This is a genomic window from Herbidospora sakaeratensis, assembly GCF_001570525.1.
Classification (GTDB): domain Bacteria; phylum Actinomycetota; class Actinomycetes; order Streptosporangiales; family Streptosporangiaceae; genus Herbidospora; species Herbidospora sakaeratensis.
Genome location: NZ_BBXC01000009.1, coordinates 116,363 through 130,389, shown reverse-complemented (window position 1 = coordinate 130,389; position 14,027 = coordinate 116,363). Strand labels below are relative to the sequence as shown.

Here is a 14,027-nt window from a genome sequence, read left to right as displayed (position 1 = left end):
TCGTCTCACGAGGTAGTACCAACCCTCGGGGAGTGATTTGCAGTGGATCGTCGTGAATTTCTGTCCGCGGCGGCGCTCGCGCCGTTCGCGGGCGCGGCGCCTGACTGGGCCGCACTGGACCGGACGTTGAAGGGCCGTCTCGTACGGCCCGGCGACGCCTCCTACGCCACCGCCAAACGCGTTTTCAACGTCGCCTTCGACACCGCGACCCCCCGGGCCGTCGCCTACTGCGCCTCCGCCGCCGACGTGGCGACCTGCGTGGGGTTCGCCCGCCGCAACGGCCTGGTCGTGCACCCCCGGTCGGGCGGCCACTCGTACGCCGGCTGGTCGACCGGATCGGGCCTGGTCGTGGACGTCTCCCAGCTCAAAGCCGTGAAGCTGGCCGGCGGCCTGGCGACGGTCGGGTCGGGGGCCAAGCTGATCGACGTCTACGCCACCCTCGGCAAGAGCGGCGTCAGCATCCCCGCGGGCTCGTGCCCGACGGTCGGCGTGGCCGGCCTGACGCTGGGCGGCGGGATCGGGGTCGTCGCGCGCCGCTACGGACTGACGATCGACGTGCTGAAGGCCGTCTCCCTCGTGACGGCCGCGGGAAAGCTGATCACGGCCACCGCCGACAGCCACCCCGACCTGTTCTGGGCGCTGCGGGGAGGCGGCGGCGGGAACTTCGGCATCGCCACCTCCTTCACCTACCAGACCCACCCCGTCAGGGACGTCACCGTGTTCACGATGCGCTGGCCGTGGTCGCAGGCGTTCGCCGTGGTGAAGAAGTGGCAACGGTGGGCCCCCGGGGCGCCCGACGCGCTGTGGTCGAATCTGCACCTCTCACAGGACCCGGGGCGGTCCGTCTCCGTCACCGGGCTCTATTTGGGCTCCAGATCGCGTTGTGAGGCCCTCCTGGCGGGTTTCCCGCCGTCGACACGGACGGTCAAGTCGATGGGTTACCTCCAGGCGATGTACTTCATGGCCGGCTGCTCGACCCTGGAGGCGTGCCACACCGGGCCGCGCGACCGGTTCAGCGCCAGCAGCCACTTCGCGTACGCCGAGATGAGCGACGCGACCGTCAAGGCGCTCATCGCCCAGGTGGGCCGGCCCGGACGGCACACCGTCCTGATCGACGCGCTGGGCGGGGCGGTCGGCCGGGTGGCCCCCGGCGCGACGGCGTTCCCGCACCGGAAGGCGCTGTTCAGCCTCCAGTACTACGGCCACTTCGACGGCGCAAGTGCCTGGGTCCGCTCGGCTCGCGATGCGATGACGCCGCGGCTCGGACGGCATGCCTACGTTAACTATCCCGATATGGCCCTAAAGGACTATAAGGACCAGTACTACGGCCCGAACGCCGCCCGGCTGGCGGCCGTGAAGAAGGTCTACGACCCGACCGGGTTCTTCAGGCATCCGCAAGGGGTGTGAAGAACGCCAGCACCTCGGGGTTGGCCATCGCGTCGGGGTTGGCGGCCCGCTCGACCGGCACCCCCTGGAGGATCTTGCGCACCGGCACTTCGAGCTTCTTGCCCGACAACGTGCGCGGGATCCCCGGCACGGCCGTGATCTCGTCGGGCACGTGGCGCGGCGACAACTCGGTGCGCAGGGCCGTCTTCAGCTCCTTGACGAGGGTCTCGCCGAGGTCGTGGCCGTCGGCGAGGGCGACGTACAGCAGCAGCCGGCCCTCCTGGCCGAGACGGCCGGTGTCGATGACGAGGCTGTCGGCGACGGCCTCGAACCGCTCGACCACCCGGTAGAACTCGCTGGTGCCCATCCGCACCCCGCCCCGGTTGAGGGTCGAGTCGGAGCGGCCGTAGATGACGCTGCCGCCGTCGGGCCGGATCTTGATCCAGTCGCCGTGCCGCCAGACGCCGGGGTACTCCTCGAAGTACGACTCGCGGTAGCGGCGGCCGTCGGGGTCGTTCCAGAACATGACCGGCATCGAGGGCATCGGCGCGGTGATGACGAGCTCGCCGACCTCGCCGGTCACCGGCTCGCCCGCCGGGTCGAACGCCTCGACGCGCGCCCCGAGCGAGCGGCACGGGATGACGCCCGCGCGCACCGGCAGGGTGCGCACCGCGCCCACGAACCCGGTGCAGACGTCGGTGCCGCCGGAGAACGAGCCGAGCTGGACGTCGCCCGAGACGTCGGAGTAGACCCAGGCGAAGCCCTCGGGCGGCAGGGGCGAGCCGGTCGAGCCGACGCCCTTGAGCGCCGAGAGTCCCGCCGGCTTCAGGCCGGCCTTCATCGAGGCGACGATGTAGGGGGCGCCGGTGCCGAAGTAGGTCACGCCCTCGTCGGCGACGAGGTCCCACAGGGCGGCGGTCGAGGGGTGGGCGGCCGAGCCGTCGTACAGGACGACCGTCGCGCCGACCAGCAGGCCGCCGACGAGGTAGTTCCACATCATCCAGCCGGTGGTGGTGTACCAGAAGAACCGGTCGCCCTCGCCGAGGTCCTGGTGGAAGGTGAGCGACTTCAGGTGCTCGACGACGATGCCGCCGTGCCCGTGCACGATGGGCTTGGGCAGGCCGGTCGTGCCGGAGGAGTAGAGCACCCAGAGCGGGTGGTCGAAGGGCACCCGGTCGAAGGCGAGGTCGCCGGGCCGGGTGAAGGAGTCCCACTCGGAGACCCTGACTGTCGCGTTGAGCGAGGGCAGCCGCGCCGCGATGTCGGCGACCACACCGGTCCGGTCGAAGTACTTGCCGTTGTAGGTGTAGCCGTCGACCGCGATCAGGACCTTCGGCTCGATCTGGGTGAACCGGTCGATGATCGCCGGAGCCCCGAAGTCGGGCGAGCACGACGACCAGATCGCCCCCAGCGAGGCGGTGGCCAGGAAGGCGATCAGCGCCTCGGGGATGTTCGGCAGATATCCGGCCACCCGGTCGCCCGTTCCGACGCCCAGTGCCACCAGCCCGGCCCGCGCTTTCGCGACTTCGTCGCGCAACTCTCCGAGCGTGTACGTCCGCCGCCCGCCCGATTCATCCCGAAATATCACTGCAATACGGTCGCCAGGGCCTTTTAGCGCGTTTTCCGCATAATTAAGACGACTGCCGGAAAACCACGATGCGTGCGGCATTTCTCCGGTTATGACCGGACCGTCGGAACGGTCGCCGACGACGCCGAAGTAATCCCACACGGCGGTCCAGAAAGCGGCGGGCTCCTCCACCGACCACGACCACAACCCGTCATAGGAGCCGGGCCGGCCGACCGCCTCCTGGAAACGGGTGATCCGGGCATCCCGGATGACCTCGGCCGATGGGACCCAGAGCACGTCGCCTTCACTCACCATGGCCCCCATCCTGCTGCGAGGTCAGGGGGATGTCACTGTCGGCCCCCCACATAACGGTCGGTCAGCCGGGCCACCGCGGCGACCACCTCGGAGGCGTTCGACAGGTCGGGCAGCACGATGTCGGCCCCCGCCTCGGTCAGCTCCGCGGCGGTCGACCGGCCCGACGCGACCGCGATCATCGCCGCCCCGGCGATCCGGGCGGCCTGCACGTCACGGGTCGAGTCGCCGATCAGCACGGCCTCGAAGGGGGCGCGGTACTTCTCCTTGGCCCGGCCCTGGGCGACCTGGAGGAGGCTGGCCTTGGGGTAGACCTCCTCGCCGTAGCCGCCGACCTCGAAGTCGACGTACTTGTTCAGGCCGAAGGCCATCAGCTTGTGGACGGCGTTCGACTTGATGGTCCCGGTCAGCACCGACTGGACGGTGCCGTCGAGCCGGGAGACGGCGTGCAGGGCCTCCTTGGCCCCGGGCATCGCCCGGCCCTCCGTGGCGAGCCGCTTGCGCCGGTCGCCGAACGACCGGGCCAGCTCCTCGATGAACCTCGGCAGGTGGTCGTCGTCGACCACGATGCCGTTGATGGCCAGCGTCTCGAAGATGATCTCGGAGTCGGGCCGCCCCATCGCGGGCGCCAGTTTCACGAGCGGACGCCCGGTGACCGCGCGGAACGCCTCGGCGTAGGCGTCCCGGGTGACGATCGTGACGTCGACCAGGGTCAGGTCGACGTTCCAGAGGACGAGTCGGCGGTCGATGGCTGCCTCCGGGCGCGCAAGAAGGGTGACTTGGGCCAGGGTAAGCCCCTCTGTCCCGCTTCGGGTCAGATCAGATCCATTGCGTCTGAGAGCGAGTCGACCACCGGGAAGCCCAGCGCGGCCAGTTCGGCGCGGCTGGTCATGCCGCCGGTGTAGAGGATCGCGCGGGCGCCGACGTGCTGGGCCGCGACGCCGTCGTCGACGCTGTCGCCGATCACCACGACCTTGGCGGGGTCGACGTCGAGGGCCCTCACGTGGGCCTCCATGTGGTCGGCCTTGTGGTCGGCGCGGCCGGACGGGCGCAGGCCGTCGACCCGGGTGAAGTGGTGGTCGATGCCGAACTCGGTGATCTTGGGGACCAGCCGTTCGTGCTGCCACATCGACAACAACGACTGGCTGCGGCCGGAGTCGCTCCAGGCGGCCAGGCTCGCCAGCGCCCCCTCGGCCAGGAGGCACGCCTCCATGAGCCGGTGGTAGTGGTCGTGGAAGCCCCGGTCGAGCAGCTCCCACTCGCCCTCTTCGAGGGCGCGGCCGATCATGCGTTCGTACGCGACCCAGATCGGGCGGCAGTAGACGCTGCGGAACCCGTCGAGGTCGATGGGGGCCAGCCCGTAGGGGCGGAAGATCTCGTTGGTGGCGCTCACGACGGCGTCGGAGTCGTGAAAGAGGGTGCCGTTCCAGTCCCAGACGATGTGTGTCATAAGGACTCCAGATTATCCAAGCACGTCGGGGATCTCCTGGGTGGCGTACCAGAGCAGCTCGTGGGCCTCGGCCCCGTCGACGGTGAACTGCGCGTCGTCGTCGCCGGCGTCGGCGGCCTTGAGCGCCAGCGCGGCGGCCTCGACGTCGGGCGCAGCCGACTCCTCGTCGACGTGGGCGGCCTGGATCAGCCGCATCGCGACCGGCGCGCCGAGCCTGACCCGGCCGCGCTCCGACACGTCGGGACTGACCTGGACGTCGGCGTCGGGCACGTCGGCCGCGATCACCACCCGGCGGGCCGGGGCGGTCACGCCGTCGGCCAGGTCGGCCGCGATCATCCGGAGCGACGCGCGGGCCGCCTCCGTGAGGGCCACGTATTCGAGCTCCTCGGTGTCGCCGGAGACGTACCACTCCACGAGGGCGGGCGTCACGGCGAACCCGGTCAGCGGAGCGGGGCCCAGCTCACCCGCGGCGGCCGTGCGGGCCAGCGCGGAGAGCGTGCACGGAAGGTAGACACGCATGCGACGAGTGTGCCAGCAAGTCACGGAAGGGCGCGCAACGGCACCTTCAGCAGCGTCTCCAGTTCGGCGATGGTCGAGTCGGCGTGGGTGTGCAGGATGCCGGTGAAGCCGAGCTCCCGCGCGGCGACGATGTTGCCCTCGATGTCGTCGATGAAGACGCACTCCGCCGGTTCGAGCCCGACCAGGCCGACGGCGTGCGCGAAGATGCGCGGCTCGGGCTTGCGCATGCCGACCTCGCCCGAGATGACGACGGCGTCGAACGCCTCGTCCCAGCCGGTGCGGTCGTACTCGTTGCCCCACGAGTTCGACACCAGGCAGGTCTTGTAGCCGGCCTTGCGCGCCCGGCGGAGCATCTCGAACATCGCCTCGACCGGCAGGAACCCGGCGAACATGCGGGTCAGCAGCCCTTCGGCGATCGGCGAGTCCCCGTCGAGCGTGCGCAGCTCGGCGGCCAGGCCCGTCTCGAACGCGAGCGCGGTGATCTCGCCGCGCTCCAGCGTGTGGATCGGGTTCTCGGCGCCGCCGCCGTACGCCGCCGTGATGAGGCGGCGCATGACGTCGCGGTAGTGGTCGGCGTCGATGTTGTCGCCGACCAGCCACGTGTTGATGGACTCGGCCATGCTCGTGGTGAGCACTCCGGCCCAGTCGATTAGCACCCCTTTGACCGTCATGTGGTCAAAGGGTAGTCATTTCGCGGCGCCGTTGATCCGCCGGGCCACCGCGCGGTGCTCGCTGGTCTTCATGAGCTTCACGGCCTCGGCCGGGGTCGGGAAGGTGCGCGGGTCGTCGAGGCGGAACTCGCGCTTCAGGTGCAGGATGCGCTCGACCGACTGGTTGAGCCGGGTCGCGGTGATGCGGCCCGACGCCACCGCCGCGAGGACCGCGTCGCGCGCCACGCCGAAGTCGGGCGGCATGAGCAGGATGTCGGCCCCGGCCAGGATCGCGCGCACGGCCACCTCGCCGTCGCCGTACTTCTTGCGCACGCCGTCCATGTTGAGCGCGTCGGTGAAGACGACGCCCTCGAAGCCGAGTTCGCCGCGCAGCACCCCGGTGAGGATCTTCTTCGACAACGTGGCCGGGTCGCCGGACGGGTCGAGCGCGGGCATCACGATGTGGGCGCTCATGACGGCGTCGACGTCGTTGGCGATGGCCTCCTTGAACGGCGGCGCGTCGAGCTTCTCCCACTCCGCGCGGGTGTGGTCGATGACCGGCAGCGAGGTGTGGCTGTCGACGTTGGTGTCGCCGTGGCCCGGGAAGTGCTTCACCGTAGCGGCGACCCCGCCGTCGTGGAAGCCCTGCACGGCCGCGCCGACCATGTCGGCGACCTTCTCGGGATCGTTCCCGTAGGCGCGCGGCCCGATGACCGGGTTGTTCGGGTTGACGTTCACGTCGGCGACCGGGGCGAAGTCGAGCGAGATGCCGAGCGCGTTGAGCTCCTCGGCGGTGACGCGGGCCGCGTCGCGGGCGTTGCGCAGGTCGCCGGTCTGGCCGATCACCGAGGCGCCCGGGACCTCGGTGACGATGCCCTTGAGCCGGGAGACGATGCCGTTCTCCTGGTCGACGCCGATCAGCAGCGGCGCCTTCCCGGCCGCCGCGCGCAACCCGGCGGTGAACGTGGCGACCTGGCGGGCGCTCTCGATGTTGCCGGTGCCGGGGAACAGGATGACGCCGCCCAGGTGGTATCTCCGGATCACCTCGGCCGGGCTGCCGACGCCGTAGCGGGCCAGGTTCTCCTGGTGGGCCGCGCGGGCCGACGAGCCGTAGAGCACCGGCATGAAGAGCTGGCCGACCTTCTCCTCGACCGTCATCTTCTCCATCGGGTCCTCAGACGGCGACGGGCTGGGCGGAGGAGGCGGGGCGACGACCGAGGCCGTCGGGGAACTGGGCAGAGCGGTGCGTGGCGGGGTGCTCGAGCACCCCGCCACCACGACGAGCAGACCGGCGCCGAGCAGCGCCCTGTGGAGGGACACCTCAGACACCGTAGTGGTTAGAGCCCCAGATCACCCAGGCCGGTCAGGCAGGCCCGGGCCGCCTCCTTCGCCTCGGACGCGCCCGGTGCCGACCGGGCGGCGTCGGCCGCCGCGCGGCACTGGTCGAGGGTGTGCCGGGCCAGCGACGCGCGCACCCACGGCAGCGCCGGGGAGCCCATCGACAACGACGTCACCCCCAGGCCGACCAGCACGCAGGCCAGCACCGGATCGGCCCCGGCCTCGCCGCAGACGCCGCAGCCCTTCCCGGCCGCGCCCGCCGCCCCGGCGGCCAGCGCGATCAGGTCGAGCACCGCCGGGTGCCAGGGATCCTGCAGGTCGGAGACGCCGGCGACCTGGCGGTCGGCGGCCATGGCGTACTGGGTGAGGTCGTTGGTGCCGACCGAGAAGAAGTCGACCACCTTCGCCAGGTCGTGGGCGCGCAGCGCGGCCGACGGCACCTCGATCATGATGCCGGCGGTCTCCAGCCCGGCCGCGTGGCAGGCGTCGGCGAACCAGGCCGCCTCGGCGACGGTCGCCACCATCGGGGCCATGACGTAGGGGATCGCCTCGGTGCCCTCGGCGGCGCGGGCCAGCGCGCCGAGCTGGGCGGCCATCATGTCGGGGTAGCGGCGGAACATGCGCAGGCCGCGTTCGCCGAGGGCCGGGTTGGGCTCCTCGCCGGGCGGCGGCAGGAAGGCGAGCGGCTTGTCGGCGCCCGCGTCGAGGGTGCGCACCACCACCCGGCCGCCGGGGAAGGCGTCGAACACGGCCCGGTACGCGGCCTGCTGCTCCTCCTCGGTGGGCGCGTCGGCGCGGTCGAGGAAGAGGAACTCGGTGCGGTAGAGCCCGACGCCCTCGGCGCCGTTGGCCAGCGCCGCTTCGAGGTCTTTGGGTCCGCCGACGTTGGCGAGCAGCGGGACGGGGTGCCCGTCGGCGGTGGCGCCGGGCCCGGTCGTGCCCGACAACGCCTCGGCGCGGGCCCGCGCGGCCGCGACGGCGGCCTGCGCGGCGGCGGGCTCCGGCTCGATGACGACCTCGCCCGTCGCGCCGTCGACCAGCAGCAGGGTGCCCTGCACGAGCGCGGTCGCGCCCGCGCACCCGACGACGGCCGGCACGCCCATCGCGCGGGCCAGGATCGCGGTGTGACTGGTCGGCCCGCCGTCTTCGGTGACGAACGCGGCGACCAGGTTCCGGTCGAGCAGCGCGGTGTCGGCGGGGGCCAGGTCGCGGGCCACCAGGACGTACGGCTCCGCCGCGTCGACCGGCACGCCGGGCATCGGCGCCCCGGTCAGCCGGGCGACGGCCCGGTCGCGGATGTCGTCGAGGTCGGCCACGCGCTCCCCGAGGTATCCCCCGGCCGCCGCGAGCAGGTCGCGGTAGGCGCCGAAGGCCTCGTACACGGCCCTGTCACCGGAGACCCCCGCGTCGACGAGTTCGCCGACGCCGTCGGCCAGGCCCGGGTCGCGGGCCATCATCGCCTGGGCCGAGAGCACCTCGGCGGCCTCTCCCCCGGCGCGTTCGCCGCGGGCCTCCAGGTCGGCGGCCACCTCTTCGAGCGCGGCCTGCACGCGGGCCTTCTCGGCCGCGGCGTCGCCGTCGTGGACGGCGCCCTTCGGGGGCTCGGGGATCGAGCCGGTCAGCAGGTGGGCGGGGGCGTAGCCGGTGCCGGGGCTGACGCCGGAGCCGGTGAGCGTGGTGGCCATCAGGGCGCTCCGGCGATCGAGGCGAGTTCGTCGAGCAGTTCCTCGGCGCCGTCGCCGTCGGTGCTGATGGTGATGGCGTCGCCCTTCTTCACGTCGAGGGCGAGCACCGACAGGATGCTCTTGGCGTTGACCGGTGCGCCGTCGCCCTTGGCGAGGGTCACCTCGGCCGGCGACCTGGTCGCGGTCTGCACGAACGTGGCGGCCGGACGGGCGTGCAGGCCCACCTCCGCCTCGACGATGAGCCTTCGTTGCGGCACGCTGCCTCCTCTGGGTCCGGCGGTCCGGACCACTCATCCAACACCCGGTTCGGGGTCAATGCCAGTCGAAGAGGGGATCGCCCGCTTCGACCGGTCCGCTCACCACGCCGGAGACGCTCTCCGGCCCGGCGTCCAGGGCGATCACCGGGCAGACCGGCGAATACCCCTCCTCGTCGACGGCATGCGGATGCCAGGCGACGACCGGTTGCCCGGCCGTGACGAGGTCGCCTTCGACTGCCAGCAGTTCGAAGCCGGCGCCGCGCAGTTTCACGGTGTCGACCCCGAGGTGGGTCAGCACGCCCCGGCCGTCGTCGCCGACGACGATGTAGGCGTGCGGGTGCAGCTTGACCAGCCGCCCGGTGATCGGCGCGACCGCGACCTGCGGCCCCCGCGCCGGGTCGACGGCCGCGCCCGGTCCGACCATGGCCTGCGAGAACACGGGGTCGGGCACGGCCGGCAGCCCGACCGCGCGGCCGTTCACCGGAGAGTGGACGGTCGTCAAGCGGAGTCCAGCAGGTCGTCGATGTCGCTCGCGATCGTGTCGGCCTCCGGCCCGACGACGACCTGCACGACGTTCCCGGTGACCATGACGCCGTGGGCGCCCGCCTTCTTCAGGACGTCACGGTCGACCTTGGAGGCGTCCCGCACCTCGGTCCGGAGCCGCGTGATGCACGGCTCCACCTCGATGATGTTGGCCGGCCCGCCCAGTGCCGCGACGATCTTTGCCGCATCCGCCATGACGCCTCCCTCTGGATCTTCAGGCGAACCCTACTCGTCGGTCTGGGTGACCTTGTTGAGGCCGCGGGGCGCGTCGGGGTCGTACCCGAGCCGGCGCGCCAGCGCCTCGGTGAGCAGCTGACCGGGGACGATCAGCCCCAGCGGCGCCACCCATTCGGGCAGGTCGGGACCGTTGAGCGAGGCCGTCGACACGTTCGCCAGGGCGTGGCCGCCGCCGACGCCGTAGGACGCCGCGCCCGCGCCGGTCACCCGCTCGGCCAGCGCGATCGTGCCCGGCAGGGTCGGCCCCTCGCCGGCGGCGACCAGGATCGCCGGGGTGTCGGCGTCGACGACCGCGATCGGCCCGTGCAGCAGGTCGGCGTAGGACAGGCCCATGGCGTGCAGGTAACACGCCTCCTTGAGCTTCAGCGCCAGTTCGAGCGCGGTCGAGAAGGCCAGCCCGCGCCCCGACACGACCACGCCCGGCTTGTCGGCCAGCCCCTCGACCAGGGCGTCGATGTCGCCCGGGTCCTCGATGAGCTTCTGGATGGCGTCCGGGACTCGTTGCAGATCGTCCTGGTGGACGTCGGCGCCGAGGCCCAGCGCCAGCACCGCCATGGCCGCCAGCTGGGTCGTGTACGTCTTGGTCGCCGGCACCGCCTTCTCCTCGCCGGCGACCGTGCACAGGGCGAGGTCGGCGGCCCGCGCCAGCGGGCTCTGCTCGCCGCCGTTGGTGATGGCCACGGTCTTCGCGCCGCAGTCGCGGGCCCAGTCGAGGGTCTCGACGATCTCCTCGGTACGCCCCGACTGCGAGACGGCCACGGCGAGCACGCCGTCGAGGTCGAGCTTCCGGCGGTAGGTTGTGGCGATCGACGGCGCGGCCAGCGCCGCGAGGCGTCCGGCGTGCGACTCGATCAGGTAGCGCCCGTAGACCGCGGCGTTGTCCGAGGTGCCCCGGGCGATGAACAGCAGGTGGCGGGTCTGTCCGGCGAGAGAGGTGACATCGGGGATTCGGGGGAGCAGGGCGTCCAGCGTGGCGCGCAGGGCGGCCGGCTGTTCGGCGATCTCACTGCGCATCTTCGTCGTCGTCACGTGCCCATCCTGTAATCGGTCCGTACGTTGACAGACATTTCGGCGGTGTGGTCTAGTCCGGACTAGACCAGTACGAACCATAACAAAGCGGAGAGGGGAGGCGACAGTGGCCGGCATCGACGCCCGGGGGACCGGCGCCACGATCGACCCTGACAGCCCAGTCCCGAAGTACTTCCAGCTCCGCGAGATCATCCTCGACCTCATCGAGAGCAACGAGTTGCCCATCGGCGCGGCGATCCCGTCGGAACGCGAGCTCTGCCAGCGCTTCGGTCTCTCCCGCATGACGGTACGCCAAGCGGTCGATCACCTGGTCAGCGAGGGGCGGCTGCACCGCGTACCGGGCAAGGGCACCTTCGTCGCCCGCCCGAAGATCGAGCTGGCCCTCCAGCTCACGTCGTTCAGCGACGACATGCGCGCCCGCGGCCTGGAGCCCGGCAGCCGCGACCTCGACCGCCGGGTGGTCCGGGCCAGCGCCCACCTCGCCCGCGAACTCGGCATCGCCCCGGGTGACGAAGTTCACTTCATCGAACGCCTGCGCACCGCCGACGGCGAGCCCCTCGCGATCGAGCGCGCCCACATCCCCCTCGCCCTCGCCCCCGACCTGGAGAGCTACGACCTTTCCGGCCGATCCCTGTACGCGCTCCTGGAGTCCCGATACGGTCTGATCCTCGACGCCGGGGAACTCACGATCGACGGCGGAATCGCCGACCCGAGCGACGCAGACCTGCTGAAACTCCCCCGCGGCGGTGCCGTGCTGCTGCTGTCCCGCCGGTCCTACGCCGGCGGTGTCTGCGCCGAGCTGGGCGTGTCGACCTACCGGGCCGACCGCTACCAGCTCCGTACACTCCTGGAGCCACGGCGGGCCTAGAGACCCGGGAGGAACGATGGCCGCCACGATGACCGTGTTGTCGCGGATCGGACGCTCCCTCATGCTCCCGATCGCGGCCCTGCCCGCCGCGGCGATCCTGCTCCGGGTCGGCCAGGACGACCTGCTCGGCCGCACCACGAACGAGACCCTCGACAAGGTCGCCCGGATCGTCGGCGGCGCCGGCGGCGCCCTGTTCGACGCCCTCCCCCTGCTGTTCGCGATCGGCGTCGCCGTCGGCTTCGCCCGCAAGTCCGACGGCTCGACCGCGCTGGCCGCCGTGGTGGGCTACCTGGTCTGGGACCGGGTCACCCACCTGATGTTCTTCGACTCCTCCCTGCGCCCCCGCGTCGCCCAGACGGTGGTGACCAACGGAACCCCCGCAGAGGCCCTGAACCTGGCCGCCGCCAACCCGACCGGCGTGCTGGGCGGCATCCTGATGGGCCTGGTCGCGGGCCTGCTGTGGCAGCGCTACCACCGGATCAAACTGCCGCCCTGGCTGGCCTTCTTCGGCGGCCGCCGCTTCGTCCCCATCCTGACCGCCCTGGCCGGCCTGCTGCTGGGAGTGGTCTTCGGCCTGATCTGGCCCCCGATCGGCCAGGCGTTGTCGTCGTTCGGCGACTGGCTGGCGACCCACTCGACCCTGGGCGCGGGGATCTACGGCGTGGTGAACCGGGCCCTGATCCCGCTGGGCATGCACCACTTCGTGAACTCGATCGTGTGGTTCACCGTGCCCGAGTGCACGGTCAACGGCCTGCACACGGCGGGTGACCTGAACTGCTACTTCGCCGGCCAGGACGGAGCCGGGGCGTTCATGGCGGGCTTCTTCCCGGTGATGATGTTCGGCCTCCCGGCGGCGGCCATCGCCATCTGGCGCGCCGCTCCCCCGCACCGCCGCAACGCGGTCGGCTCCATCATGATCTCCGCCGCCCTGGTGTCGTTCGTGACGGGCATCACCGAACCGATCGAGTTCGCCTTCATCTTCGTGGCGCCCGTCCTGTTCGTGGTGCACGCCCTGCTGACGGGGTTGTCGATGGCACTGGTGGCGGGGCTGGGCGGGCGACTGGGCTTCGGCTTCTCGGGCGGCGCGATCGACGCGACCCTGAACGCGACCAAGGACAACACCCACAACTTCGCCCTGATCATGGCGATCGGGGTGGTCTATTTCGTGGTGTACTACACGGTCTTCACGTTCTTGATCAAACGCCTGAACATCATGACCCCAGGCCGAGACCCCGACTCCGACGTAGACGCCACGACCTGACCTCTCCCCCACCTGGAGCTCATCGGGGTGGTTTATCGCCATAGCCGGTCGCGATAGCCCATAGCGGTAGGGGCTCCGCGTGCTGAGATCGCCGCGGCCGAGCACCCGGCACGGCGCACGGTCACCGATCGCGGTAAGCCGTCGCAGTAGGAGCCAGCGTGCTGGCATCGCCATGGCCCAGCACCCAGCACACCACGCGGCCGCCCGATCGCGGTAAGCCGTCGCAGTAGGAGCCAGCGTGCTGGCATCGTCGTGGCCCGGCACTCGGCGCACCACGCGGCCGCCCGATCGCGGTAAGCCGTCGCAGTAGGAGCCAGCGTGCTGGCATCGCCGTGGCCCGGCACTCGGCGCAGTGCCCGATGGCTGATCGCGGTAGCCCACGCACGGCAGCCCATTGCCGTAGAAACCCAGCGTGCTGACGTCACCGTGGCCGAGTACTCGGCGCATCCCAGACGCCCGATGGGAAAGCCCAGCGCGAAAGCCCAGCATGGAAGCTCAACGCGGAAGCTCAACGCGGAAGCTCAACGCAGAAGCTCAACGCGGAAGCTCAACGCAGAAGCTCAACGCAGAAGCAGCGCAGCGGTGCGGAGGCTTCCGTGGGCCGACACCCGCGCTTAGCGCGGCTCCGCTCTGCCAACTACAGCTTCCGGGCTCGCACCGTCAGCTGAAGGGTCCCGGGCTTGGCCACCCGGCGGTCCATACCAACCTGGTCACTTCTATCGGCATGTATGCCGATCCGACCATCCCAATGCGGAGAGAAACCTACGGCCGCGTATCCGAGAGCTCGGCCCGAAACCTCTATCAGGTGTCCCTATCCCCGACTTCCCGGAGCCACGATGCCTCTCCCCCGGCTCGCCCCGACCCCAACCCCCGACCCCGTCTACGCCGACCTGGCGGAAATCGACCGCGTCTCCCCCTCCGACGC

At 71.2% G+C, this 14,027-nt stretch carries 14 protein-coding genes; 3 read left to right on the top strand and 11 right to left on the bottom strand.

Features of this window, described 5'->3' with window-relative positions; all coding sequences use genetic code 11:
* Positions 1-42 precede the first annotated feature (42 nt).
* The gene (locus AW271_RS10560; RefSeq protein ID WP_062335401.1) at positions 43-1,407 is read left to right on the top strand and encodes an FAD-binding oxidoreductase; all 1,365 of its coding nucleotides are present in this window, start codon (positions 43-45) and stop codon (positions 1,405-1,407) included.
* Here AW271_RS10560 and AW271_RS10555 read toward each other — a convergent pair.
* The 11 genes from AW271_RS10555 to AW271_RS10505 all read right to left on the bottom strand — a co-directional run bounded on the left by AW271_RS10555 (position 1,385) and on the right by AW271_RS10505 (position 10,958).
* Positions 1,385-3,268 (bottom strand): acetoacetate--CoA ligase, encoded by a 1,884-nt coding sequence (locus tag AW271_RS10555; protein ID WP_062335399.1) that lies wholly within the window; start codon positions 3,266-3,268, stop codon positions 1,385-1,387. The genes AW271_RS10560 and AW271_RS10555 overlap by 23 nt on opposite strands.
* 32 nt (positions 3,269-3,300) lie before the next feature.
* The gene (locus tag AW271_RS10550) at positions 3,301-4,014 is read right to left on the bottom strand and encodes an HAD family hydrolase (RefSeq protein ID WP_245653043.1); all 714 of its coding nucleotides are present in this window, start codon (positions 4,012-4,014) and stop codon (positions 3,301-3,303) included.
* Between the two features lie 65 nt (positions 4,015-4,079).
* Complete coding sequence (locus AW271_RS10545; RefSeq protein ID WP_062335397.1) at positions 4,080-4,715, bottom strand: HAD family hydrolase; 636 nt, start codon at positions 4,713-4,715, stop codon at positions 4,080-4,082.
* Between the two features lie 12 nt (positions 4,716-4,727).
* Complete coding sequence (locus tag AW271_RS10540) at positions 4,728-5,234, bottom strand: DUF6912 family protein (protein WP_062335395.1); 507 nt, start codon at positions 5,232-5,234, stop codon at positions 4,728-4,730.
* A gap of 20 nt (positions 5,235-5,254) precedes the next feature.
* Positions 5,255-5,905 carry an HAD family hydrolase gene (locus AW271_RS10535; protein WP_062335394.1) on the bottom strand — a complete coding sequence of 217 codons (651 nt, stop codon included), beginning with the start codon at positions 5,903-5,905 and terminating at the stop codon, positions 5,255-5,257.
* 15 nt (positions 5,906-5,920) lie between these two features.
* The gene (gene nagZ / locus AW271_RS10530) at positions 5,921-7,204 is read right to left on the bottom strand and encodes a beta-N-acetylhexosaminidase (protein ID WP_245653023.1); all 1,284 of its coding nucleotides are present in this window, start codon (positions 7,202-7,204) and stop codon (positions 5,921-5,923) included.
* Between the two features lie 17 nt (positions 7,205-7,221).
* Entirely contained in the window at positions 7,222-8,907 is a 1,686-nt protein-coding gene (ptsP, locus tag AW271_RS10525; protein WP_062335393.1) for a phosphoenolpyruvate--protein phosphotransferase, read from the bottom strand.
* Entirely contained in the window at positions 8,907-9,164 is a 258-nt protein-coding gene (locus AW271_RS10520; protein WP_062335392.1) for an HPr family phosphocarrier protein, read from the bottom strand. Before AW271_RS10520 ends, ptsP begins: the two co-directional genes overlap by 1 nt.
* 55 nt (positions 9,165-9,219) lie before the next feature.
* A complete protein-coding gene (locus AW271_RS10515; RefSeq protein WP_062335391.1) occupies positions 9,220-9,666 on the bottom strand; it encodes a PTS sugar transporter subunit IIA in 447 nt (148 codons plus the stop codon).
* Positions 9,663-9,902: a PTS sugar transporter subunit IIB gene (locus AW271_RS10510; protein WP_062335390.1), complete on the bottom strand. Its 240-nt coding sequence runs from the start codon at positions 9,900-9,902 to the stop codon at positions 9,663-9,665. The genes AW271_RS10515 and AW271_RS10510 overlap by 4 nt, the downstream gene beginning before the upstream one ends.
* A gap of 30 nt (positions 9,903-9,932) precedes the next feature.
* Entirely contained in the window at positions 9,933-10,958 is a 1,026-nt protein-coding gene (locus tag AW271_RS10505; protein ID WP_062336378.1) for an SIS domain-containing protein, read from the bottom strand.
* A gap of 121 nt (positions 10,959-11,079) precedes the next feature.
* Between AW271_RS10505 and AW271_RS10500 the strand changes: the two genes are divergently transcribed.
* Together AW271_RS10500 and AW271_RS10495 are read left to right on the top strand one after the other, a co-directional pair.
* On the top strand, positions 11,080-11,841 hold the full coding sequence (locus AW271_RS10500; protein WP_231515337.1) for a GntR family transcriptional regulator: 762 nt from the start codon (positions 11,080-11,082) through the stop codon (positions 11,839-11,841).
* A gap of 16 nt (positions 11,842-11,857) precedes the next feature.
* Positions 11,858-13,102, top strand: a complete 1,245-nt coding sequence (locus AW271_RS10495; protein WP_062335389.1) for a PTS transporter subunit EIIC — start codon at positions 11,858-11,860, stop codon at positions 13,100-13,102.
* Positions 13,103-14,027 lie beyond the last annotated feature (925 nt).

Coding starts and splice junctions, on each gene's coding strand:
- AW271_RS10545 (WP_062335397.1), bottom strand. CDS start 4,715: ATGACACACATCGTCTGGGACTGGAACGGCACCCTCTTTCACGACTCC.
- AW271_RS10495 (WP_062335389.1), top strand. CDS start 11,858: ATGGCCGCCACGATGACCGTGTTGTCGCGGATCGGACGCTCCCTCATG.
- AW271_RS10555 (WP_062335399.1), bottom strand. CDS start 3,268: ATGGTGAGTGAAGGCGACGTGCTCTGGGTCCCATCGGCCGAGGTCATC.
- AW271_RS10535 (WP_062335394.1), bottom strand. CDS start 5,905: ATGACGGTCAAAGGGGTGCTAATCGACTGGGCCGGAGTGCTCACCACG.
- AW271_RS10505 (WP_062336378.1), bottom strand. CDS start 10,958: ATGCGCAGTGAGATCGCCGAACAGCCGGCCGCCCTGCGCGCCACGCTG.
- ptsP (WP_062335393.1), bottom strand. CDS start 8,907: ATGGCCACCACGCTCACCGGCTCCGGCGTCAGCCCCGGCACCGGCTAC.
- AW271_RS10510 (WP_062335390.1), bottom strand. CDS start 9,902: ATGGCGGATGCGGCAAAGATCGTCGCGGCACTGGGCGGGCCGGCCAAC.
- AW271_RS10540 (WP_062335395.1), bottom strand. CDS start 5,234: ATGCGTGTCTACCTTCCGTGCACGCTCTCCGCGCTGGCCCGCACGGCC.